General features: G+C 57.6%; 21 protein-coding genes. 11 read left to right on the forward strand and 10 right to left on the reverse strand.

What is annotated here, in order from left to right; translation table 11 throughout:
- Positions 1–19: 19 nt before the first annotated feature.
- The 3 genes from B0E51_RS13730 to B0E51_RS13740 are packed head-to-tail and all read left to right on the forward strand — an operon-like array spanning position 20 to position 1,439.
- A complete protein-coding gene (locus tag B0E51_RS13730; RefSeq protein WP_077439557.1) occupies positions 20–505 on the forward strand; it encodes a JAB domain-containing protein in 486 nt (161 codons plus the stop codon).
- The gene (locus B0E51_RS13735; protein WP_077445440.1) at positions 505–1,131 is read left to right on the forward strand and encodes a hypothetical protein; all 627 of its coding nucleotides are present in this window, start codon (positions 505–507) and stop codon (positions 1,129–1,131) included. The genes B0E51_RS13730 and B0E51_RS13735 overlap by 1 nt, the downstream gene beginning before the upstream one ends.
- On the forward strand, positions 1,128–1,439 hold the full coding sequence (locus B0E51_RS13740) for a hypothetical protein (RefSeq protein ID WP_077445441.1): 312 nt from the start codon (positions 1,128–1,130) through the stop codon (positions 1,437–1,439). The genes B0E51_RS13735 and B0E51_RS13740 overlap by 4 nt, the downstream gene beginning before the upstream one ends.
- A 233-nt stretch (positions 1,440–1,672) precedes the next feature.
- Here B0E51_RS13740 and B0E51_RS19315 read toward each other — a convergent pair whose 3' ends face one another.
- A complete protein-coding gene (locus B0E51_RS19315; protein WP_143525926.1) occupies positions 1,673–2,470 on the reverse strand; it encodes a hypothetical protein in 798 nt (265 codons plus the stop codon).
- Between the two features lie 344 nt (positions 2,471–2,814).
- Between B0E51_RS19315 and B0E51_RS19675 the strand changes: the two genes are divergently transcribed.
- Positions 2,815–3,054 (forward strand): hypothetical protein, encoded by a 240-nt coding sequence (locus tag B0E51_RS19675; RefSeq protein WP_077445443.1) that lies wholly within the window; start codon positions 2,815–2,817, stop codon positions 3,052–3,054.
- 374 nt (positions 3,055–3,428) lie between these two features.
- On the opposite strand, the gene B0E51_RS19615 is transcribed toward B0E51_RS19675, so the two are convergent.
- The 5 genes from B0E51_RS19615 to B0E51_RS13780 all read right to left on the reverse strand — a co-directional run bounded on the left by B0E51_RS19615 (position 3,429) and on the right by B0E51_RS13780 (position 6,792).
- The gene (locus B0E51_RS19615; RefSeq protein WP_174570674.1) at positions 3,429–4,310 is read right to left on the reverse strand and encodes a hypothetical protein; all 882 of its coding nucleotides are present in this window, start codon (positions 4,308–4,310) and stop codon (positions 3,429–3,431) included.
- Positions 4,311–4,395: 85 nt separating this feature from the next.
- Positions 4,396–4,941 carry a hypothetical protein gene (locus B0E51_RS13765; protein ID WP_077445445.1) on the reverse strand — a complete coding sequence of 182 codons (546 nt, stop codon included), beginning with the start codon at positions 4,939–4,941 and terminating at the stop codon, positions 4,396–4,398.
- A 76-nt stretch (positions 4,942–5,017) separates the two neighbouring features.
- Entirely contained in the window at positions 5,018–5,827 is an 810-nt protein-coding gene (locus B0E51_RS13770; RefSeq protein WP_077445446.1) for an IS3 family transposase, read from the reverse strand.
- Complete coding sequence (locus tag B0E51_RS13775) at positions 5,769–6,179, reverse strand: transposase (protein ID WP_143525928.1); 411 nt, start codon at positions 6,177–6,179, stop codon at positions 5,769–5,771. Before B0E51_RS13775 ends, B0E51_RS13770 begins: the two co-directional genes overlap by 59 nt.
- Positions 6,180–6,252: 73 nt before the next feature.
- Positions 6,253–6,792 (reverse strand): hypothetical protein, encoded by a 540-nt coding sequence (locus B0E51_RS13780; RefSeq protein ID WP_077439938.1) that lies wholly within the window; start codon positions 6,790–6,792, stop codon positions 6,253–6,255.
- Between the two features lie 759 nt (positions 6,793–7,551).
- On the opposite strand from B0E51_RS13780, the gene B0E51_RS13790 reads away from it, so the two are divergent.
- A complete protein-coding gene (locus tag B0E51_RS13790; RefSeq protein WP_077445448.1) occupies positions 7,552–8,511 on the forward strand; it encodes a DUF932 domain-containing protein in 960 nt (319 codons plus the stop codon).
- Between the two features lie 84 nt (positions 8,512–8,595).
- On the opposite strand, the gene B0E51_RS13795 is transcribed toward B0E51_RS13790, so the two are convergent.
- Positions 8,596–8,889: a helix-turn-helix transcriptional regulator gene (locus B0E51_RS13795; protein ID WP_077445449.1), complete on the reverse strand. Its 294-nt coding sequence runs from the start codon at positions 8,887–8,889 to the stop codon at positions 8,596–8,598.
- Positions 8,890–9,133: 244 nt separating this feature from the next.
- Between B0E51_RS13795 and B0E51_RS13800 the strand changes: the two genes are divergently transcribed.
- From B0E51_RS13800 to B0E51_RS13810, 3 genes are all read left to right on the forward strand, one after another.
- On the forward strand, positions 9,134–9,475 hold the full coding sequence (locus B0E51_RS13800) for a hypothetical protein (RefSeq protein WP_077445450.1): 342 nt from the start codon (positions 9,134–9,136) through the stop codon (positions 9,473–9,475).
- A 306-nt stretch (positions 9,476–9,781) separates the two neighbouring features.
- Complete coding sequence (locus B0E51_RS13805; RefSeq protein WP_143525929.1) at positions 9,782–10,936, forward strand: hypothetical protein; 1,155 nt, start codon at positions 9,782–9,784, stop codon at positions 10,934–10,936.
- A gap of 125 nt (positions 10,937–11,061) precedes the next feature.
- On the forward strand, positions 11,062–12,075 hold the full coding sequence (locus tag B0E51_RS13810) for a hypothetical protein (RefSeq protein WP_143525930.1): 1,014 nt from the start codon (positions 11,062–11,064) through the stop codon (positions 12,073–12,075).
- A gap of 822 nt (positions 12,076–12,897) precedes the next feature.
- Here B0E51_RS13810 and B0E51_RS13815 read toward each other — a convergent pair.
- Positions 12,898–13,701: an abortive infection system antitoxin AbiGi family protein gene (locus B0E51_RS13815; protein WP_143525931.1), complete on the reverse strand. Its 804-nt coding sequence runs from the start codon at positions 13,699–13,701 to the stop codon at positions 12,898–12,900.
- Between the two features lie 403 nt (positions 13,702–14,104).
- Here B0E51_RS13815 and B0E51_RS13820 point away from each other — a divergent pair, with 403 nt between their 5' ends.
- The 3 genes from B0E51_RS13820 (at position 14,105) to B0E51_RS13830 (ending at position 18,374) form a co-directional block, all read left to right on the forward strand.
- Positions 14,105–15,082, forward strand: coding sequence for an SOS response-associated peptidase family protein (locus B0E51_RS13820; protein WP_077445454.1), 978 nt, complete (start codon positions 14,105–14,107; stop codon positions 15,080–15,082).
- Between the two features lie 172 nt (positions 15,083–15,254).
- Positions 15,255–16,388 carry a hypothetical protein gene (locus B0E51_RS13825; protein ID WP_077445455.1) on the forward strand — a complete coding sequence of 378 codons (1,134 nt, stop codon included), beginning with the start codon at positions 15,255–15,257 and terminating at the stop codon, positions 16,386–16,388.
- Positions 16,389–16,661: 273 nt separating this feature from the next.
- Positions 16,662–18,374 carry a hypothetical protein gene (locus B0E51_RS13830; protein ID WP_077445456.1) on the forward strand — a complete coding sequence of 571 codons (1,713 nt, stop codon included), beginning with the start codon at positions 16,662–16,664 and terminating at the stop codon, positions 18,372–18,374.
- A 291-nt stretch (positions 18,375–18,665) separates the two neighbouring features.
- On the opposite strand, the gene B0E51_RS13835 is transcribed toward B0E51_RS13830, so the two are convergent.
- The gene (locus tag B0E51_RS13835) at positions 18,666–21,737 is read right to left on the reverse strand and encodes an error-prone DNA polymerase (RefSeq protein WP_077445457.1); all 3,072 of its coding nucleotides are present in this window, start codon (positions 21,735–21,737) and stop codon (positions 18,666–18,668) included.
- Positions 21,734–23,137 (reverse strand): DNA polymerase Y family protein, encoded by a 1,404-nt coding sequence (locus B0E51_RS13840; RefSeq protein ID WP_077445458.1) that lies wholly within the window; start codon positions 23,135–23,137, stop codon positions 21,734–21,736. The genes B0E51_RS13835 and B0E51_RS13840 overlap by 4 nt, the downstream gene beginning before the upstream one ends.
- Positions 23,138–23,142 lie beyond the last annotated feature (5 nt).

Raw genomic sequence — 23,142 nt, forward strand, 5'->3', positions numbered from 1 at the left:
ACATCACAAGGAGCACCTTATGAAAGTTGTTCGATCATTGACCTACACTCGCTACAAGCTCACTGACGAAACGACAGAGCAGGACGTTCTCGCCGCGGCCGAAGGCATCCTGAAAGGAAGGCTTGAACGTCAAGGCAGCATCGGCAATCCAACCGATGCCAACGACTTTCTTCGCATGCGCTTGGGTGCTCTTTTTCACGAGGAGTTTCACGTCCTGTGGCTGGACAACCGCCATCGCATTCTCGACTGTCAGAAGCTCTTTACCGGCACCGTCGATGGCGCCAACATCTATCCCCGGGAAGTCGTGCGGGCCGCGTTGAGCATCAATGCCAGCGCCGCCATTTTTGCGCACAACCACCCCAGCGGCGTTGCCGAGCCCAGTGCGGCGGACCGTGCAATTACCCACGAGCTTCGGGATGCTTTGCGGCTAATTGGCGTGCGGATTCTTGACCACATCGTGGTGGGTGCCGAGTGCGTCAGCATGGCCGGCAGAGGGCTGATGTGATGCAGACGCTCACTGCTGCCCTACCCTTTGCTGGGTTCTACGGTTCCCAGCACGATGCTGAGCTGGACTACGCCATGACGGCGATGTTCTCAAACGACCAGGGTCATCCGAACCAGGGTTTGACCGATCGCCTAAGCAGCGCCTGCTGTTGGTCAGTGGTCCACCTCGCGTATGCCAAGGAGTATGCGGAAGCTTTTTGCGAGGAAGTTGGGATCCACGACGCCCGGTTCGAATCGACGGATTCCCCGAAGTTCTACAACTTCGAGACAGATCGCCTGTTCATCGAACTGCCGCTGGAGGAGGCACAGCGGATGATGCGCGAGACATCGACGGCTTCACTCGCCCAGGTGGCCGGTGAGCGCCACACGTCCCGCAGCGGCTTCATCTCCTTCTACTCGCCCGACTGGAGAACGTGGGGTGACGTGACGTGCTGGGATCACAACCAACTTCAAACCTTGATTGAAGCGTATGTGTTCGACACCCAAGGTGAACTGGATGAGACCGGCCTGATGGAGAGCGCACGCGGAAACGGAAGGCCTGAAGAGTGGATTGAGGACAACACGCCTGGGATCGAGCGGCTCTATCGCGTTCACGACTACCTGCGCACACGGGAGGCACGCACATGAAGAACTACAGCGAACGGCTGGCCGAGAACGCGGCCGCGCTCCACATGCACGGCAAGCTCATCGAGACGGTCGTGGAGATCGCATGGAACATGGCGCTCGCCCGCTTCCGGCCCAACGATAGTTACGAGTTCCACAACCTCGCGAAGAATTGGGCGGCAGAGTTCGAGGCGTTGTATGACGATTGTGTCGCGTCTTGTGAGTGGGACGAAGACTCCTGGCGCGAACGCTGCGAGTACTTCATACGGGAGAAGGTAGACGAAGTGGTACTTGCAGGACTCGGTCGAATCCTGGCGCGAGACGAGCCCTGAGTGGCGTCGGCTATCTCCGGGTGGCCGACGCCCTCTTTCGCGTCGCGCCTGATGCGGACTTCCATTCCGGTGGTGCCGTCATCTCGTTTGGCATGCCAGGAATGTCTCAGTTCGGCCAGGAGCTGCCGGTCGCTAGATCGTTCAAGCTGCCCAGTAGCTGACGTTGGAGGCCTGCCCTATCGTAGCTGGCGGCAGTCCAGTCCGGTCCGGCTCAAATGGTGAAAGCGCGGCGGCTAACGGTGAACGTTTGAAGGTTCGTCCGGCACAAGTTCAGAAAAGTCAGTCTCCGATACTTCTTCAGAATTCAGGTTTCCATTGACGCGCTGTGTCAATTCGATCACGAAACCGTTGTATCCCTCCGCATCACGCGTAAATTGAAAACTACCGACTAGGCGCTCCAAGTGCGTGTTGTCGCGCCCGAACGCCGCCTTCTCGCCGCACCAAACTTCTCCCTCGGCGTAGTAGATCGTATAGGTCCCCAGCGGCACCTTGAGTTCTTGGGTGTCTCCACCCGCGATGTAAGCGCTCATAACCACGCGCTTAGTGCCTTCCTTGACCAGTTTGATCAAGTAATTTCCCCCGGCCGGCGTCGTGATCTTCATCGGTGCGACCCGCGCTTTTCGCGAATAGACCTTTGAAGAACCGGACGTCACCGCCACCGGAACGCACGTGAATACGGGAATGATGGGTGCCGGCTGAGGAATGAATATGGGCGCTTGCGAGGACGGCGGAGAGGCGAGCGTAGGCCTCTGCGCTGGGATGGCAGTGGGTGGAAGTGAAGTAGTGGTTGCCGACCACGCCGGCTCGGGAGAAGTCAGCCTAGGTGGTTCGGCAGGCCGGAATACGAAGTAGGCAAGAGCCAACAAGCCGATCGCGAGCACCGGCCACGTCTTCTTGAACTGACGAGCGTGGTGGATCCACTGGGGCTCGCGGAGAAATGCCCCGCACTTCCCGCAGGTCGCCCGCGCATTCAATCGAAACTTCGGCACACGGTTCTTCGTGCGGCAGCGTTCGCATTCCAAAATTTGCATGTTACCCCCTGTCTTGGCCCTCTGACGAAGACATGGTAACCGCGTGATGCTTGACTTCGCTCCTATATTGGAAGCCGGGAGATAGGGTGACAGAGGCACTCAGGGCATCACCAACAGGCCGCTTTGCGTCGGTCTGTCCCCTTCGCCGCTTGCTTGCCCTGCCACGCCGTCGCAAAGGTAGCTGCCGGCCAAAACCGGACCGCTTCGGCCTAGATCAAGTTGCCGGATAGCGGACGTTGAACTCGAAATCTGTTGCTGAACAAAGACGGCCTCAGTTGGACATAACGCCAGATCGCGCGCAGTCTGTTCACTCCTGATCCACTTGGGCGGTTGAGGTAGCGTTGATGAAGACAGAAAACGAAGTTCAGGCTGCTCTCGACAACGAGCGTCACGCTTTCACTCGCAAACAGGCTGCGTTCTTTAGGCTACTTCCATCTCGTTCCCTTCGCGGAAACAGGCCATCTGCCACACGAGATTCGGACGTCGCCGAAAACGAGGCACTTGCGGCCGAGGCCGATTGGAAAGCCAAAGATGCCGAGTTCAGGCGCATCGTCGACGAATCCCTAACGGGTCGTCACCATTGACTATGAGGAAGCCTTCGCGGCCTTTGCTCATCTTCGTCAGCTCATTGGTGAGCTTAGTGTTGTCGCTGCACTTCGGGTTGACCGCGCACACGGTGGACCACGGGTATGGCCTCCATGTCACGTCGATCACTGACTGGGGCAGGGTCGCTCTGACACTTGTTTTCGGCGCTGCTGGCTGTCTGGGTTTAGCTTCAATGCTACGAAAGCCATAAAGGGGTTCTACGCACAAAGTGCTGCGACTGAGCTCGGCCAACAACGGCCGGTCGACTACCTCAGATCCATGCCGCAAAGCGGCCATTCAAATGGCCGGGATGCATAACGCTTTAGTTAAGCCGGGCTGCGAAGCGGCTTCGGCTTGAACGAATTGTCATACGTTACTGCCACGCCAATGCGTCGAGATCTGGATGTGATCCAACGAGCTTCTCAATTCGATCCTTCGCCTTTTGCGTGAGCGGATGTCGCTGTCCCGCAGCAGAAAGGAACGTTGCTGTCTTACTCAGGAGCCACGCGGTGAACTCTCGCGCCTCAAGCTTCAGCAGGTCACGGACTACGTCACCGAGATGATCTTTGCCGGGATCTAGAACCTCGCCATGCTCCGCCGCGTAACCTAAAGATGCGAATTTGGCACTGTCACTCTGCGTTACGCGACCCTGATTGTGAGAAAGGGTATGCCGCATCTGAAATATGCACTGTATCGCTCGCACGCGGCCAGCAAGCGGACCATTCAGATTGCTTGGGGTATAACGCTTCGCACCAACAAGCATGTTTGTTGCATCATCTATGGCATCCAAGTTGTGAAACAGTTGGTGCTCAAAGATGAGCGAGACAAACGATGCTGATCCTTGCGCAAGCCACAAGACTTTCGCATCGACGCTTCCCTTGACCTTCTGGGGCGCTACATACCGTCGAACTGACTTTGCCAGCGCGATTGACGAACTCTTATAAAACACCTCAAGTCCGTTGATCGCTTCTAGCAGCGACTGTTGTTCTGTGTACCAGCGATACTTCCGATACACACCGTCTTTGGGGCCGCGGCCATTCGGGTCGATTTGCATTTTTGCATCAGCCAGTTCGCTATGCCTTGTATCGATCCAGTTAAGAAAATTCCGCTGGTTTCGCAAGAGAGCTTCGAACTGGTCTAGTGGAGAAAGATCAGCCTGGCGCGCCAAATGACGAACTTCTTGTGCGGAGGTTGTAGCCACTGCAGCTCTTTCTTCAAATGGTTTGATATTGGCAGCGCCTTGTGGCCGTGACATCGAAATCCCCCTTGTGACGTATAATGCTGGAGTTGAGCGGCGGCGGAGCCGTCCGCCTCGGACGAGTGGTTAGACGCCATATGCGTCACCAGTCGACATTGCCAGAAAGCTCCTCCAAGAAATAGTCCATGGCATCAGCCCACCGATAGACATCTAGCGCCACTCTCCAGTTTTTCCTAGCTTGTGAGCCTGAGAACTGGCAGACCCCGTTCCAGTAGGAATAGACGTGGCGAGGCACGGCGCTTCGAGCGTTTTGAAAGATGAGCTGGAATTTGGTTGCATGAATGATCTTGTTGCAAGACTCACGAAGGGTTAGATCAACCTCCCCTTCTAGAACAGTTCCAATGCTTCCACTCTCCAAGCAGGAGCGGTCTAGTTCACGCATGGAAGCGGCCGAAACTTGCAAGGAGGCTGTGTCTTGCATCACTCGGAACTTGGCTGCAACTTCGATGAGATCGTTACTGACCATATACCGCAAGCGCGCCGCATATTTTTCCCAATCCTCGGACGGTTCCGCCTGTGTTCCTTGGTAATGTTGCTCGCGCCGCGAAAACTCTTTGTTGCCTGCAATAAGGTGTCGAAGAAGGAATAGCTTCTTGTTAAGTCCAACAAAGTCGAGACTGTGTGTCATGGCGTCTAACGCTGGAGTTAAGCGGCGCGCGGCTTTTCGCGCGGAGAGTTCCTACGGAAAAGTGGACACCGACGGATCAGACGCCTTGGGCTTCGAACTCTACCGGAGAACGATAACCTAGGGCGGAATGCAAGCGGTGCTTATTGTAAAAGTCGATGTAGCTGCGCAGGGCCGAGCGCAGGGTCCGTTCGCTGGTAAAGGACTGGCGGTGATACATGTCCGACTTCATCGACTTGTTCCACGACTCCATGTGCGCGTTGTCGGTCATGCGGCGTGGCCGATTGACGCTCTGCATCAGCGCAGCGCTTGCCAAGGCCTGCTTGAACCGCGAGGACAGAAACTCCACGCCGCGATCGCTGTGCACCAGCGTGCCCGGCGGCGGTTTTCGGTGGCGCACGGCCGCACGCAGCGCGCGACAGGTCAGTACCGCCGACTTTTCCGTGCCCAGCGCCCAGCCGAGCAGGCGACGCGAATGCCGATCCATCACCGTGGCCAGATAACGCCAGGCACCGGAGACTTTCAGATACGTCACATCCGTCACCCACACCTGATCGATGCGATCCACGGTCATCGCATGGACCTGGTTGTCGACGCTGGCAAAGAAGCGATCGAGCCCCGGTGTGCGCCGATACAGGGTGGCCGAACAGGCCTGCAAGGCATGCTCACGCATCAATCGTTCGATCCGGCGGCGACCGACGGTCTCGCCTTGCTGGCGCAGCTCAGCGTGCACGCGCGGGCTGCCATAGGTTTCCCGGCTGTTGCGGTGCACCCGACGGACCCGGTCCATCAGGCGTGCATCCTCCTGCGCGCGTTCGCTGGCCGGGCGATCACGCCACGCGTAGTAGCCGCTGGCGCTGACGCCGAACAGGCGACAAAGGCATCTCACCGGGACGGTTTCCTGCTGCCGCTCGATGAAGGCAAAGCGTTCGCTTTTCGAGCGGAAGTGAACGCGATCGCTTTTTTAAAACGTCATGCTCGAGCTTCAGTTGCTCGCAGGCCTTCTTGACCCGGCGCAACTCTTTGAGTTCGGCGGACACCGCCGGATCGACCGTCACACCCTTCGTCATGATTTTGCCCTCGCGTGCCTGTTTACGCCAACGAGACAGCATGAAGGGATGGATGTAAAGCGACGCGGCGACGTCCTGCACGAGTACGCCAGGAAGTGAACTCAAGCGCACGGCGGTGGCCTTGAATTCGTCGCTGTAGCGCGTGGTAGTTCGGGGGCCTGGCTTGGGCATGGAACACTCCTGAAATGTTAGTTCAGGGTGTCCACTAAAGCGGAGGAACTATCGCGTCCGCTTGGACGACTTGTTAGCTGCTGCTCTCGCGGATTTGGCGCTGTAGAAGGTCGTCTGCAGGCTTCTGCACACGATAGTACCAACACCTGAACCCGAAAAAAGCGAGCTGCAACCCACCCAGCATGAAGATAGCCGCTGCAGCGACGTAGAGCCACAAGCGTTGAATAAGATGTTTAAGGTGTTCGAAATTTCCCTGTTGCCTTACGTTGATAAGCGCAAGCTGACGGCTCTGCTTTTTAACTGCGTTGATAGTGGTACCTGCTGTAGTACTTCTAGCTCGCAACGATGGTAAATCTGCTGCACGAGGGTTCGCCTCCGCTGCAGTGGTGTCCTTTTGTAAAGTCTCGAGATCGGAGTTGACGCGGTGAAAGTCCTCCTGAAGGTCAGCAATTTGTAACGACAGAATTTGTTCTTCGGTTCTGACTTGATCCAAATTATTTTGAGTATCGAAGAGCTTTTGAACTGGAAACGTCGCGCCAAACAGCAGCAATACTACGCCTGACACCGCGCAAAATTTGTAGAGATTGTCTGTTGGTATCGAGGGTAGGTTCATAAGCAGCTAACGCTTCAGTAGTGCCTTGATTCGGCAATATGCACCGGATGTTCCTCTTCCCTGTGCACCCCTTTTCCACTTTGATCCTACACGAGATCAAGCGGCTACCCGATGTTCCTAGGGTCGGCATCGTCGATACGCTGCCACGCAAACCTTTTTATCCGGGGCGTTATGTCTTATCCACCACAATCCGTGGGGATATCCGGGCCCGCCCGACCGCACCTGTGCCACGCCTGTTTGACGAAGTTCGCGGGCACATGCGTGTCAAAAGCTACAGCTTGCTCGCCGAGAAGATCTACATCGGCTGGATCAGGCGGTTCATCTTGGCCAACGCCAAGCACCACCCCCGTGTACTCCCGGAAGAATGGACTCTCCCAAAACGGCCGTTCGCAACCGGCTCACATGGGTCGACTTCTGCCGGTCGCAACATGCTGGGCCACCTCCCGCAGCTCTCACGGTCGTGCGTGTTCTTGATGGCCAACTGTAGGACACTATTTCATATGGGTCCGCAATCTGCGCAACGCCTGCGCGTGGCCTAAGTGTCGAGACGGTGGATCTGTCTGCTCTTCATGGGGCTGTCGAAGACGTTGTACGCATCCCACGAATTGCGCGCTTGACGTAGCAGACCTCGCACCAAGCAGTTCCCTGAGCTGACCGAGACATCGAGTCAGATCGCCTCTCTCTTTTCCTTCCATCACGCATAGAGCCCGGCCGAAGCCGGGCTCTATGCGTTCATCTGTCCAAAAAGGAGTTTTTGTCATGCATCTCGTACAAACCATGGCCTACGTCAACGAAGTTCCCTGGCACGGCTTGGGTCAACAGCTGGCCCGCGATCAGCCGCTCGAAGTCTGGGCCGAACAGGCTGGAATGAACTGGCGTATTGAGGCGGCGGACGTGCGCTTCGCTGCACGCGATGCCAATGCCATTCGTACATTCCCTGAGCAAAAGGTCTTGTACCGCTCTGACACCATGGCCCCGCTGGCAATCGTGTCCAAACGTTACCAGGTAGTGCAGCCGGCCGAGATTTTGGAGTTCTATCGCGACCTCACAGACATCGGTGGCTTCGAACTGGAGACCGCTGGCGTCCTGAAGGAGGGCCGAAAGTTCTGGGCGCTCGCCCGTACCGGCCAGACCGTGTCGCTCAAGGGCCGCGACCAGGTCAACGGCTATCTGCTGCTAGCCACGGCCTGCGACGGCACCTTGGCCACCACAGCGCAATTCACTTCAGTTCGGGTGGTTTGCAACAATACCTTGGCCGTCGCCCTTGCAAAGGGCACAGGGGCCGTGAAGGTGCCACACCGCAGCCAGTTCGACGCCCAGGCGGTCAAGCGCCAGCTCGGTATAGCGGTGGCGTCATGGGACGACTTCATGATGGAAATGAAGGCGATGTCTGAGCGCAGGGTCAATGCACGCACGACCGAAGCGTTCCTGCAACGCGTGCTGACCTATCCGGCAGCAACGCTCGCCGACCGCGGCGCGACTGTCGTCAACGACCGTGCAATCAAGACGGTACTGGAGCTCTTCGCAGGTCGAGGGAAGGGCTCAAATCTGACCTCTGCGGCCGGCACAGCCTGGGGCCTGGTGAACAGTGTCACGGAGTTTGTCGACCACCATCGCCGGGCGCGTAGTGATGATCATCGCCTCGACGCGGCCTGGTTTGGCCAAGGCGCGGCGCTAAAGCAAAAGGCGTGGGATGAAGCGTTGAAACTGCTCGCTTGAGAGGAAGTGGGTGACCTGCCTGACGCTCGGGCGCATATCTGTGCGAGGCACCCAAACATTGGTCAGCCCATGGTTCGCGCCAGCTCAGGGCTTGCTCGCCTTGTGGCGTCCGCGTTTGGAGGGTTTCTCAAGCTTTTTCAAGCGCACGTCTAGCTCGGCTGAAAACGCGGGAAACGGCACGTCATAGGCGTCGCAAAGATCGAGTATTTGCAGCAAGTCAAGGCCACGCTTGCCCTTCTCAACGTCTGATACGTAGGTCTGGGGTCTTCCGATGGCTTCAGCCACCTCCGCCTGAGTGAGGTGGCGAAGCACTCTCAGCTCGCGCAGGTATTCGACCAGCACCGCGTGGCGCTCACTGTAGAGGGATGTTCGCTTCATGACCGGACCTGGATGGGACGGTCACTGAAGCTATACCTGAGTACTGGTTATAGGTAATTCAGGATTTATACCTGCTACACAGGTATTCTTAAACCGTATTGAGACGGCTCGAAGCTCTCAGGTCGCGGGTCAATCAGGGGGGAAAGACGTAAAGGATCATCACGAGCGAATGCATTCGCTGCGTATAGCTGGAACGAGCCCTCACCAGGCATAGCCAACCGTCAACCTTACCAAGGGGAAATACATGGACAACAACGTCATTAGTTCGGTCATCGAATGGGTTTACATCGCTCTGTGTGTCTACACGTTTGCCGGCCTGCTGGGCCGCAAGCTTTTCGCCAGCACCAAGCTGGGTTCGCTCTACAAGAAGTTCGTAAACAACACTGCCGACGGCATCATGCGCAGCAACGCCTACACCAAGTACATCACTTGGCTCGTCCAGGCAGTCGTTCTATTCGTGGCCATCAGCACTGACGATCAGTTGCTGATCCTTGCCACAGTGCTCTATAGCGTCAGCAAGATCTTCATCTATACCGACGCCAAGCACCTGCTGGCTACGCGTGCAGCGGCCACACCGAGTACGTAATACCCAATAACGGGGTCCTTTCGGCCCTCGCGTCATCCTGCCGCGCGAGATAGCTGTGAACAGGCGGCGGCTTCGTCTCCTGGCTGGTGTTCAGTTGGTTCAACGACAACGTCAACCCCGGCAGCAGTGTGCTGGGGTTGGCGGCACTGACGGTTGTGGTGGCTTCCGTTACTTGGCTGGCGGGTGCGGGTAGCCGCTATGCGGGGATACCGCCTCGCCACCCAGTCGAAGGGCACGTCTGTGCCACATCGTGATCACCGAAGGATCGCAAGGCCAAGCTAAAACTAACGCAAAGGAATTCCATCCATGACAGCGCATAACCACGATCGCCCCCCATCCGGAAGGGTGATCCTCTTGAGAGTCAGCCAGAAGGCACTATTGTTCGGCATCGCCTCGACGTTGGCCGCTTGCTCTGGAGGAAAAGTAGCCGCCGTCCAGAACGCCATCCTCCCGGCCGATCCGTCGTACAAGATCGGGCAAGCGTTCGACCATCGAAAAATCTGCACATCTACGAAGTGGGATACGGTCAAAGATGGCAGGGGCCGACTGATCGTCGAGTATCGCTGTGAACTAAGCGGTGTGGCGGACTACTACAAATCGCTTGACGATAAGAAGTTGGCCGCCTTGCAGGGAACTATCCAGGGCCTCGAAGGCAATTACATTGCTGGGATGACATCCCTGCAAACCAAGATTGACGGCGAGCAAAAGAAACTGACCGAGCTCAACGCAGGCATCGTGAATCCCGATGCCCAAGCCAACGTTGATGCTGAGAAGATCAAGTTGCAAGACCAGTCCGAAGAATTGTTGGCACTGAAGTCCGGGGACGTGACCTCAATCATAAGCACGACAAATCGAATAAGCGCCAGCCTTCCAACGGACTCGTTCAATGACGCAGATCTATCGACCATCGCCAGAGATGCGAGTGAGCATCTCTCCCTATCCACCAAGGCTGGCCAGAATGGCGCGCCGTCAGCGGAACTGACGAGAGACGAAAACGGGATCACATCAGCCAGTCAAAGTGCCATCTACGAGCTGCAAAGGAGTATCGGACTGCTGCAGTCAGGCATAGCTCAGAGTGCTGCAAGTATTCAGCAAGACAAGAATGACACGGCAGGAATACAGAACCGGATTGTTGATGTGTCTGCCCTCATCAAGTCTGACCAAGACGAGCTTGCAAAAGAAACGGCTGGCAAAGAGGACTATTTCAGGAACTTAGAAAAGAGTGTCGGCGCGCAGATTCAAGCGATTGGTCTGAACCCCGTCGTCAGAGGAGATGAGTTGTTTCAGTGGACAGTCGCCGATGACAACACACCAAGCTTAGTCTACGCAGGCGCTGAGATGGTTCACAAAGATGGCCACACCGATGATATTGCATACGGCTACAACTCTGTCGGAACTGCAATTCAGCTGATCGTCCAAAACTCAATGAACAATTATTCCCAGTACGAACCGCAAATTTGAGTTTAATGGGCGAGCTGCAAATCCGAATGGCGTTCTGTGCAAGAAAACATCTGTCGCCGTGAATTCGGCGACGGATACAGTTGATGCACTTTCGCAAATGATCAGCTGACTCCGACCGAAGAAGGATGTTGTTCATTGCGGTGTTCGCTTCGACGCCAGGCGGTCATGCGGAGTTACCTACCGCTCGATCCATTCCCAATGACTCATTGAAGGAAAATAGTTTAATGAAAACTAGGACACTGATCCTCCTGTGTGTCATCGTCATTTGCGTTACCGTTGCCTTCCTTGGCTACCAGAGTATCAACTCCAACTCGGCATCCGGTGATGTAACGGTCCCAGTGGACAACAGCCCTGCTAACAATGGGACCACCGACCAAGACGCTAGGGCCCAGGTCGCCGCTGCTCTGGCCGGCACAGTAAGCGTGCCGGTGCAATCCGCTGCGGTTCAACAGCCGGCTGCTACCGCTGTAGCGGCCGACTCAGCGCAGGACATGGATCTGCCCGCTATCGAAGCCGACGGTACAGGCGTGGACGGTCATCCCCTGTCGCTCGCAACAACGGACAGCAAGGTGGCCTGGCAGATAGCTGCTAAGAACGGTTCCAAGCTTATGCTGACGGTCACAGCTATCAACCACGAGGGCTATCCAGTCTATGCACTTACTTGTGCCAACGGCCGTTGCTCCAATGAAACACTGGGCGACCAGGGTACGGTGCAACAGGTATCGGTCGCTATGACGGATGTTCGTCAAGTCGATATCAGTCGTTACGGCTACAAGTGCGATGTGATCTGTACTGACAAGGCAGGCAACATCATTGGCCGTCCTTCGCCTTACCCGCCGTCGCATTGGAGCCAGTCGGTTACACAGCCGTTAGCTGTTTTAGCGGCCATGAAGCGTGAAAACGGTGATTCGGATATCCCAGTGAGCGGGATCAATCAAGATGGCTTTCCGATCTACGACGCTTTGTGTGGCCTAGATGGTCAGTGCCATGACGCAGCGGGGAATCGTCAGGGTACTGTCAAACAGGTGGCTGATCAGTTGGAAGCAGTTGATCCTCAGGCTGCAGTGGATTACCACCTGACGTGCGCCGTGTTTTGTTCAGACGCCCTGAGCAACGTCGTGGGTCAGCCATCGCTATGAAAAAAGCTGACCTTGGCAAGCTAGGTCAATGCGTTGCCAGTGCTCGGCGTGTCAGCAAAAGAGATCGGCCCGACACGGTCCCTTGTTTGCGTCTTGGGCGACCAGCGAAACAGTTCATCGAATGATCGCCTCGCATCACTTCTGGCTCGTCACGCTCGATGTCTGGCTCTCTGCTCATGAACTTCCCCCGCGGCGTCTGGATTAACTGATTGGGGTGAGATGTCTCCATCCCTTCGGACTTTTGCTTGCCAGCATAAAACTGGTCGTCGCCAGCTCTTCGGCTGGCGACTAGGGTTACTTGTCAGCCCTTGCCTAGGGCGGTCTGTAAAAAGCGTACGGCTCGCTTGCAGCATCGCGTACGCTATATATCTGTCAGCCCTTGCCTACGGCGGTCTGATTAAATTTCGGGGGGGGCTCGCTTCGCCTCGCCCCCCTCTCCCCCTTTTCTACCTTAGCTCATTTGTCCTTACGGAATTCTTGTTTGGCAACTTACACCCCGCCGACGCCGGGTGAACTCGTCGGCATAAGATAGGGTGATCAAATGTAAAAATTTACATTCGGGGAAATAGGACTGAAAGACAGGCCTGTTTCATGCGGCAAAGATTCATAAGCCCGCAAGAGTTCATGGTCCATGCGTGCATCAGCTCGATCGCACCAACCAAGCGACCCGCTGGTGGCTCGCCGCCAAACCGGTCTGACGCAGCTTCAGGTAAATCATAGCGGCGCCGTAGCGATGGCGCCGGCGCGCCAGCGCCAGCGCCAGAAAGTGTTTGCGCCACGAGGCTTTCCGATCGAGTCTCAGATCGTCGCGCAACTCGCTTTTTAAATGTCTTCGTTAATTTGCGTGGCTGTGAGAATGCGACTCGACAGGCGCCTGACGGTAGGAGCATCGAAGCCTCGCTTGGCATTGCTAATGTGCTCAATCAGCTCGTCTCGCTCATGTTCATCCTCAATGATGAGATAGCGAATGTCGTCAGGTTCGAACTTGAGGCACGCAGCACCGACCAAGCTGTTGTAATGATCCTTCCTTTCGTCTGTTTCGATGTTTTCAAGCGGCACGTACCCTGGAAAAGGCGACTCCCAGGCCGGCACGTAACGCCACTCTCGTTCGTTAGCAAAGCGATAATTATGCTCAATGGTGCCATCCTTACGGATCAAATCACCTTCATAGTTCTTGCTGATGCGATACGTATTCAAAAGATCGTGATACACCCGAGTCATGCGCTCGTCTTCGTTGGAATCAACGACTTCCTCACGAATGTGCCTAAGGAACTTGCCCATCGAGACAATGTGGGTGTCGGTCAGGTGACTCATCTTGCTGAGATACAAGACTGGATTTAGATGCATTTTGATAGCCCACTCTTTGGTCATCCCAATGCCGTAGTTGCCGTACGCCCTCATGTGATCAGTTGCTTCTGACAGGCGTAAATCACAAAACGAAACCATGGGCGCCGCAAAGAAGACGTGCTCGTACTGTCCGAAGATTCGTTCACGCGCGTAGGAAATCTTGAAATTGTTCTCAAGAATCCCCCAGAGAGCTGCCTTCTCCTTTGTGTAGTGAAACAGCGTATTTGGGTATCGCCCTTTTTTGAAAATGCATTCTTCTTGCGTTATTTCTTCACTCATACCCTTCCCTTGCTCCGACTCTGACAATGTATAACGCAGGTGACGGATGGTGCGCTGCGAAATCCTACGCCTAGAAAGACTCAGCCCATCGGCCTGCGATGATACCGGAGCGATAGGGCACGGTGCCTAGATCGGTGCTCGTTGAGTCAAGTTGGCCGGGGCTATGATTGGTGATTGAGCTTGGCTCGTCGATCGGCTACTTCTAGCCGATCCCGGCCGGCTCCTTCACGTAGATCAGCATGCCTGTGCGCTGATCATGATCAATCGGTACTACCGATCAACTTCATAGTCGTGCGCACGATCCCTCCCCCTTTCTTTTTTTTGCCCGAGGCGTTGATGCTTTTGTTATCGTGAGATGGAATACACAACATGCTCAGCGCGGTCACATCGATCAGGATCCAACATGTGTTATTCGGCGCAAATTTGGGCGGACTTCAGGAAATACGAGCGCATTGGCGGAAAGCTCAACATAAAGGAATTCACCAAGCTCGCGGGCTGGACTAAGAAGAAAGGCAACTGGGTCAAAGTGGTCCCAAAGGCGATGCGGCGCGCGATGACCGACGCTACGAGTGGCGTGCTGGACATCGGCACAGTTGAGGTCGCGCGCGAAGCGGAAACGGAGGCGATCGCCTTAATCGCGTCTGAGATAGGCACCCAAGAAGCGCGCCTCGTCGAAGCGAACGCCAAGCTAGCGTCAAGCAAGCCGACCAAAAAGGCCGAGAACGACCGCCGCGTCGCAACCAACAAGATCGAGGCAGGAAGGAAGAAACTGGAAGACTTAGCGTTACCAGCATCGGCCGATGGCATCGACAGGATCTGGCCAGGTCACTTTGCTCCGGTGATGATTCGTGATCCTGAAACGGGCGGTCGTATGGTCGTCCCGATGCGCTACCGTTGTCGCCTGCCCGGCTGGACAGAAGCCGATGAGATCGAGAAACCAGGCACGTATAACGCTCGGCGCGACAAGCTCTCGACCGTATGGCGCAAGGTATTCGGTTACAACCACGGCATTATGATCGTGGATCGATTTTACGAAAGCGTGTATCTCCACAATCTGCAGCAACGACCGCTGGTACCTGGTGAGCGCGAGCAGAGCGTTGAAATCCTCTTCTCGCCATCGACCGGTGAGAACCTCTTCGTTGCCTGTCTCTGGACCTATGTCGAGCCAGCCGGTGACAATCCGGGGTTCTACACATTCGCCGCGATCACCGATGACCCACCCTTTGAAGTTATTGATGCAGGCCACGACCGGTGTCCCGTTCCAATTCAGGAAGAGGACGTCGATGCATGGCTCGATCCAAGGTCGAATGACTACGCGAGCATGTATGCGATCCTCGACCGGCGTGTGCGGCCGTACTACGAGCATCGATTGACGGGCTGACGCACTCGCTACTTGTACCGATCGTTGTATTCAAGGATTCACAGGCCGGAGATCACCGCGCGACTCGTGGTCTACTTTGCCGATAACCGCACAACCGGCTGAAATCGGCCAAAAGGCGTCGTTAGCGAGCGTCTGCTTCCGGGTAGCCCCTTGCCAGTGCGACACTTGATCTATGGCAATCCCAATCCACGATTTTGCCCACAGCCTCATCTTGGCCAAGGCAGACGATGACTTGAAGCAACAGCTCGTCATTCACTTCGAGACGAGCGATCTGTCGGCGCCGGACAAGGCGCCACTTGTTGTTACAACTATGCTCGTGATGACCTGGGTGCTTCAGCAAGCGCGGTCGATGTACAAGGCGGCTGAGCAAGAGACGCTTGTTGCGGCCATATCCAGTTCAGCAAAACCAAACGCCCTGGCCGTTTGGAGTAGCTCAGGCCTGGACTGGATCATTCTGAGCGAAGGTCTAATGGTGCTTCTGCGTGATCGAATCGATAGCGTAGCTGAGCGTTTCGCGGCGTCTTTTCCGGAACTCATCGATACCGAGCTCATGCGACGTCTTCTCGCCGAGAAACCTCTTTCTGGCGGCTTCAAAACTTCGCTCAGCTCTTTCCTGTATTTTGCGGCAGTTGCATTCTTCACTGGGCACGAGGCCGGGCATCACGTCGCTGGGCATCGATCTCAATACCCAAAGCGTGCCCACGCGGAGAATTCCGAGGACGATGCTATTGATCGGGGCGGAGATTGGCTCATCGGGCAGGCCCTAGAGCGTGACGCTGACATTCTGGGCCTGACCCTATGCCGCATCGCCATGACTGACCTGCTGAGCAAGTTATGGGGCGTGACGGAGGCAGAGAATCTTTCCGCCTATGAACAGCAAGTTTTCCAGCGTGTGCTCGCCGCTCTGATATCGACAGGCGCCTTGACAGCAGCGGTGTTCATCAAGCCCAAGAGCATCGAATGGGTAGAGGTGCCTAAAAGGTCACATCCTCCCGCAATTGCTCGGCTGCTGACGCTTGCCTCGATCATATCCTTCGCGATCAAGAAGAACTTTCACGGCTTAGACGCTTTGTCACGGAGATGGATACGAGTGGCATCGTTAGAAGTCGCTGTCGGCGCCACTATCGTGCCCGGAACAGACGCCGACCGAATACAGCAGGAGCGCATTGCACGGGGTGGCGAGCCCGCAGCGATCCGGGCGACAGGAATTCGAAAGGCGATGCACGATCCGACGTTCCGGAAGTACATGGCGCAGCTAGATGCAAAAATTTGGGAGATCCGACCTCGTCTGAAACCTAGAAGATAGACCTGTCATGTGGCCTCGCTGTATGCGCGCCGATGCTTCTAGGAGCGATCCACCGAAAGCAACGCCGCTACTTGCAATCCTGAATGTCTGAGGTGCAAAAGGCCTCCTGCAGCCCCAGAACGGTTTCTCTAAGAATGAGCGGGCGCTCTCTTCTTCCCGATAGCACGGGCTAATCAACTTCCTCCGTTGCCTCTGGAAGCGGACACAAGCGGCAGGAAGCTAGCGCCTGCATTGCGGTAGGCTGCAAGCGCAGAATCTGAATGGAGGCACGTAATGGCGCGACGATTCAACATTGAGGCCTTGAAGGCCATCTCTCAAGCGCCCGCCAGCGGCGAAGCAGAGTGGCTGGTCGCAGCCGAAGACTCGGTCAAATTCCTGAAGGAGAACGCGCAGTGCGAAGAACTTGTGATCTTTGCCAGTGGCCCCGCCACGCTCATCCATGCCGTACTCGCGCCGCTGAAGCAAGTCACGCCTGCGGACCAGAAAGACCTTATGCACACCTTCGTGCAGACAGATGAAAGTTGGGTCATCCAGAAGAGCTACGGAGGCGGCGAAGGCCACCGCGTCTACCTCGAAGCGCCGTTGCGCTCAGGGAAATCGTTGTTGGGTGGCGAGAAGCTCGTCTTTCGCCGCTCATTCACCGGTGTGCAAAAGGGCGAAAGCCCGGTCGAACTGAGCCAGAAGCTCGTGCATGCGCTCGGCCTGCATTTCGTGCTGGAACGCAACGCGTACTGCCGGCTGGATGATCGCGGGGACATCGAGGACGTTATTCGTGTAATACGCACCGAGCTTAGCCCGGGTCGGGAGAGCCTCACCGCAGTCACGATCCTCGCCAAGGATATCTCAACATACATGACTCTCGCGGACATGGCGCTGGTCTACTTTTTCGACTTCACCCGTTTCAAATCAGGAGCGTTCAACCGCTGGGGCGACCATCCGCGCATCGAACGCAAGGCCCCCGACCTCTTCTATCACGGCGGCAGCATCGGAAATGCCAGCTACGTCAACGGCCGGATGATCGCCCGCTCCACCATTCCGCTGGAGCAACTTATCGACGACTGGAAAGAGGAATCAAACCCGACGAGGAAAAAGGAATACGCCACGTTCAAGATATTCGACCGCAAGAGCGGCGTCGAAGTTGAAACGTCGTGTGCCCCGGAGTCCCTCTCAAACTACTTCCAGAAATCGGACCTGCCCTGGGAGATTTCACCGGCATTTTTCCGCCCTGATGTCTTGCACCGCTTCAAGGCAGACCCCGAGAAGTACAGCCTTGATGACCGGTACATCAGTTGCCGCAACGCTTGGTATCTCAAGAGCTACGACATCAATGAAGCCGGCCAGGTGCATGCCTATATTGGCGACCTGGCCCGCCTCCCGATCGAAGAGCAGCGCTACTGGCAATCGTTCAACGAGTGGCCGAAGGGAACAATATCTAAGCGGGCGCACGAAAACGACATCCTCGGCGAGTTCAGCTCAGAGTACGACCCGCTCCATCTCCTGAAGTACAAGATTGGGAAACTCAATGCCGCGCCACCTGATTGGTGGCAGCCACGAGGCGAAGCTCAGATAGATGCTGCGCGCTACCCTGCAACGGATTCGACCCTTGAATGGGCCAACGAAATCTTGGCCTTCGATCAGTTGCTCGTTGAGGGATTTCAGCTCAAACCGTTGCGAAAGCTATTAGAGGATAGGGGAGGGAAAGCAGATGCAAGTTGGGCCTCTCTGCGCGTGATTGCAGAAATCCTTGTTGTATCAGGAAAAACTGTCGATGACGCCAAGGCACTCCTCAAGCCGCTTAGCAGGCTTCATGCTTTGCGCAGCATCCTGAAGGCGCACAGCTCCGTCGAGGAGAAGAACAAGGAAGAGCAAGAGGCGCGTGCGGCATACGGAACACTAAGGGCCCACTTCAAGGATCTCGCGGGCCAATGCGACAAGAGCTTTGACACGATTCTGCTCGCCCTCGGAGCTGGCGATCTAAATCCATGAGCGAAAAACGCTACCCCCTTAGAAGCGGTTTTGGCGAACGACCGTTTTGGGGCATCGATGTTGATTCGTCGAACGACAGCAGAGGGTCAGTTTCCGCCGGTCTACGTGGATCTGCAGCTGATCATACTGGCCGGCGGGCTGGTCATCGTTGATCGGTCGTGTGATGCATTCAATCCGGTGTATGCAGCTGACCCTAGATAGCCTGGATGTCGTCATCGCTGGTGTGTGCTTCTCGCACTTTTCCGAGATATCCAGACCTTCCCTTGGGGCCGCGTGTTTCGCCCGAGGCGCTCAGTGGAAGTCCCGCGACCGCACATCGAGACCTCCGAGCAGCTCGCTCATGTCGAGCAACCGACTGGCAATCAGATGGCACACGCCATCGACTGCTTCCCAGCGTCCATCGATCCCCAGCAATTCTGACTCCAACAGCACCCGCCTGTGCGTTTCGGCGACATCGCGCCAGACGATGACGTTGACCATGCCGTGTTCGTCTTCCATCGTCAGGAACGTGACTCCGCTAGCCGTCTGTGGTCGCTGACGCATCGTGACGACGCCTGCAACACGCGCATAGCTGTTGTGAGGGCGCTTCCGCAGCGTTCGCGAGTCTGTGCATCGAGCGGCGCGCAACCGATCCCTGATCTGCGCCATGGGGTGCACGCCCAACGTCAGTCCGGTTCGTGCGTAGTCCGCGAGCGTGTCCTCGGCCTGCGTCGGCTTCGGCAACGTCACCTCGATCTCTGCCGGGCTGACGTTACCGAAGAGCGGCAGCTGCTTTTCTACGCCGGCGATCTCCCAGTGCGCGTGGTGCCGATGCTGTGACAGACCCCGCAGTGCACTGGCCTGCGCCAGCAAGTCCTGATGGCGCTTGTCCACGGCTGCTCGCGCGCAGAGATCCGCGATGTCGGCAAACGGCTGCTTTGCGCGGGCTGCCATGATCCGCCATGCGGCTTCTTCACTGAACCCGCGCACCTGGCGCAGGCCAAGCCGGATTGCAGGAGGTTCTTCTTCCCGGGTGATGAGCGTGTTGTCCCAGTCACTGCACTTTACGTCGATAGGGAAAACGTCGATGTCATGACGCCTAGCGTCTTGCACGATCTGGCTCGGTGCATAGAAGCCCATGGGCTGGCTGTTCAACAGCGCACAGGCGAAAGCCGCCGGCTCGTGACACTTCAGCCAGCAGCTCGCATAAACGATGCCGGCAAAGCTGGCAGCGTGAGATTCGGGGAATCCATACGACCCGAAACCCTTGATCTGCTCGAACAGCTTTTCGGCAAAGGCGGTGGTGTATCCGCGATCGGTCATGCCGGTCAGGATGCGTTCGCGGTGCTTCTCCAATCCGCCTCGCCGCTTCCACGCAGCCATGTCGCGCCTAAGCCCGTCCGCTTCGCCTGCTGTGTACCCGGCTGCGATCATGGCCAGCTTCATCACCTGTTCCTGGAAAAGCGGCACGCCCAGCGTGCGCTCGAACACTTCTTTCAACTCTTCCGAAGGATAGTCGACGGGCTCCTCGCCTCTGCGCCGCCGTAGATACGGGTGCACCATGTCACCCTGGATAGGGCCGGGCCGAACGATCGCGACTTGTACCACGAGATCGAAGAAGTTCTCCGGGCGGTGTCGCGGCAGCATGGCCATCTGTGCGCGTGACTCGATCTGGAACACGCCCACCGTGTCTGCACGCTGGATCATGGCGTAGGTGGCGGGATCCTCCGAAGGCAACGTGGCCATCGAGTAATCCATTCCGCGCTGGTCGCGCAGCATGTTCAAGCATTTCTGCACACACGTGAGCATGCCCAGCGCCAGACAATCGACCTTCAACAGATTCATGGTGTCGAGGTCATCCTTGTCCCACTCGATAATCGTGCGATCGGGCATGGCGGCGTTCTCCACCGGCACCAGTTCGCTCAATGGCGCATCGGAGATCACGAAACCGCCGACGTGCTGCGACAGGTGACGCGGCATGTCCAGGATCTCGGCCGTGAGCTTGATGATCCGTCGGATAACCGCGCTTTCAGGATCGAATCCACGTTCGCGCAACCGCTCATCGAGTGACTCATCGCCGTCCCACCACGCGAACACCTGGCTCAACTGATCGACCTGATCCAGCGGCAGCCCCATGGCCTTGGCCACGTCACGTACCGCACTCTTGCCGCGGTAGCAGATGACGGTCGCCGCCAGAGCAGCTCGTTCCCGCCCGTATTTCCGATAGATGTACTGGATGACCTCCTCGCGACGTTCGTGCTCGAAGTCGATGTCGATGTCCGGTGGCTCGTTGCGCTCCTTGGAGATGAACCGCTCGACCAGCAGGCTCATCTTCATCGGGTCGACCTCAGTCACGCCGAGCGCGAAGCAAACCGATGAGTTCGCCGCCGAGCCTCGACCTTGGCAAAGAATTCCCTGGCTACGTGCGAAACGCACAATGTCGTGCACGGTGAGGAAATAGGGCTCGTAGCCCAGCGACTCGATCAACCCCAATTCGTGCTCTAACTGCTTGTTCACCTTCTCTGACACGCCTTCCGGCCAGCGCCATCGCGCACCCTCCCCCACCAGCTGGCGCAACCAGCTGGTGGGGGTATGGCCCTCCGGGACGAGTTCCGCCGGATAGCGGTAGCGCAGTTCGTCGAGCGTGAAGGTGCATCGTGCAGCGATCCGGGCACTCTCTTCGAGCAAGGCCTCGGGGTAGAGCTTGGCGAGTACATGCCGGCGACGCAGATGTCGTTCGCCATTGCGTGCGATTAATCCGCCCGCCTCAGCAACCGGCACACGGTGCCGGATCGCGGTGAGCGTGTGCTGCAGGGCCAGCCGTCGCCGGATGTGCATGTGCACGTCGCCCGCCGCCACCAGTGGAAGACCAATCTCGCGGCCGATAGCTTCCAGTTCACGTACGCGCCGCGCGTCGTTCGGTCCACGATGCAGCTCAACGGCCAGCCACGCGCGATCGCCGAACGTCTGTCGCACCCAGCGACCGTGGTCCATGTCGACGACCAAGTCTGGCGCCCACAGGACCAACGTGCCCGGCAGGCCGCTGGCCACGTCGACACGGGTCAGGCGATAGGTGCCTTTCTCGGATGCGCGCCGCCCCATGGTGATGAGACCGCACAGCGACGTGTAGCCTTCCTTGGTTTCGCACAGCACGACGATCTTCGGGCCGTCGTCGAGCTGGATCTCCGAACCGACGATCAACGGCACGCCTGTATTACGCGAGGCTTCCAGCGCGCGAACGATGCCGGCGAGTGAGCACTCGTCGGTGATCGCCAGGGCGGCATAGCCACACGTCTTCGTACGCTCGAACAGTTCGCGTGCACTGGATGCGCCGCGGCCGAACGAGAAGCTCGACAGGCAGTGGAGTTCCGCGTAGGCCGTCATGCGAACCATCCGTGGATCATCCAGCCGGTTTGTTCGTCGGGCGCGCAGAACGCCCAGGCTTCCTGCCCCAGCGAGGTCTCGATGACGTAGTAATCGCGGCAGACTTCACCGCCATCCCACCAACCCGTTTCGAGGCGCTCCGGGCCGGCCAGGATTGTCGGCTCCCCACCGCGCAACGGAATGGGACGTGGAAGCAACCATGTGGGGCGTGGGTGCGGCTCGATCGGGACTTCATCGTGCGTAGCCTCGCGCTGTGCACGCTCAGGCCGGGGGTCCTGTGTGCTGCCCAGTCGATAAACCGCGCCATCCCCCAGCCGCGCGCGCAGTCGTTCGCGCACCTGCTCGATGGGCAACGCATTCGCCGGCCGCTCGTCGAACAGATCACGTCCCGCGGGCACGAACGCCGGCAGATCGCGGGCGATCAGGCGGAGCGCTAGTACCGGCTCAGGTAGCGTCACGTGTTCCAGTCGGCCCCGTGCGAACTCGAACAACAGAGCACCGTCGCGCTCCGAGGCCAGCAAGCCCACGGGCACATCGGTGAAGCGACCTTCGCGGTGCTCCAGGCGCAGCAGGAAGCGCTGCACCCCGCCGTCGCGACCGGCCAGATAGGCGGCCAGATCATCGACCATGCGCCGCACCGGAAAGATCAGCGCGGATTGATTCTCCACCTCATGGAGCAACTCGATGCGCAGATCGAAGGTGTCCGGTGGCCGATACAGCTCCAGGCCGGACGGCAGATCGCCGGTCAGGCGATCCAGGGACGCCAATAGTTCCGCGCCGAAGCGTCGACGCAGCCCGTCACGGGGTAGCGCCAGTACTTGACCCACCGTGCGAATGCCCATGCTCGGCAGCGCTGCGAGGGCGTTAGCGGGTAATCGACTCTTCGCGATCGGTACCCGCTGCAAGGCGTTGCGCAGGTTGTCCACGGATAACACCGCTTGCCCGTCGGAAACCGTGGTCAGCACGTGGGCGGCATGAGCGGTCGGCGCTGCCGCCATGCGATGACGGAACCCCAGATCGGTGAAGTCCGCGCGCAGCATGGATTCAAGGCGTGGCCATGGCCCGAACAGGCCCATACTTTTGCTGACCTCCAGCACGATCGCATGCGGCAGCAGGCTGACCTCGGAGCTGTAGCGGTAAGCCACGGCGGCCAGGAAGTGGAGCCAACGCTCCACCGACTCGCGGTCATACGGAATCGCTTCGAACTGCGATAGGAGTGCCTGCGCAGCGCTCAGCCGCTGCCCGACATGCAAGCCTGCCGCGCGAGCGGTCTCATTGGCCGAAACAATCGTGCGTGCGTTGATCGGCCCGTCGATGAGCACCAACGGTCCCTCTGTGGGACGGCGTCGGAGAATCCCATCCATCGCCAGATGCGGCAGTTTGATACAAGCCCAAAGCATGTCTG

It is taken from the genome of Rhodanobacter sp. C05, from assembly GCF_002001165.1.
Lineage (GTDB): Bacteria > Pseudomonadota > Gammaproteobacteria > Xanthomonadales > Rhodanobacteraceae > Rhodanobacter.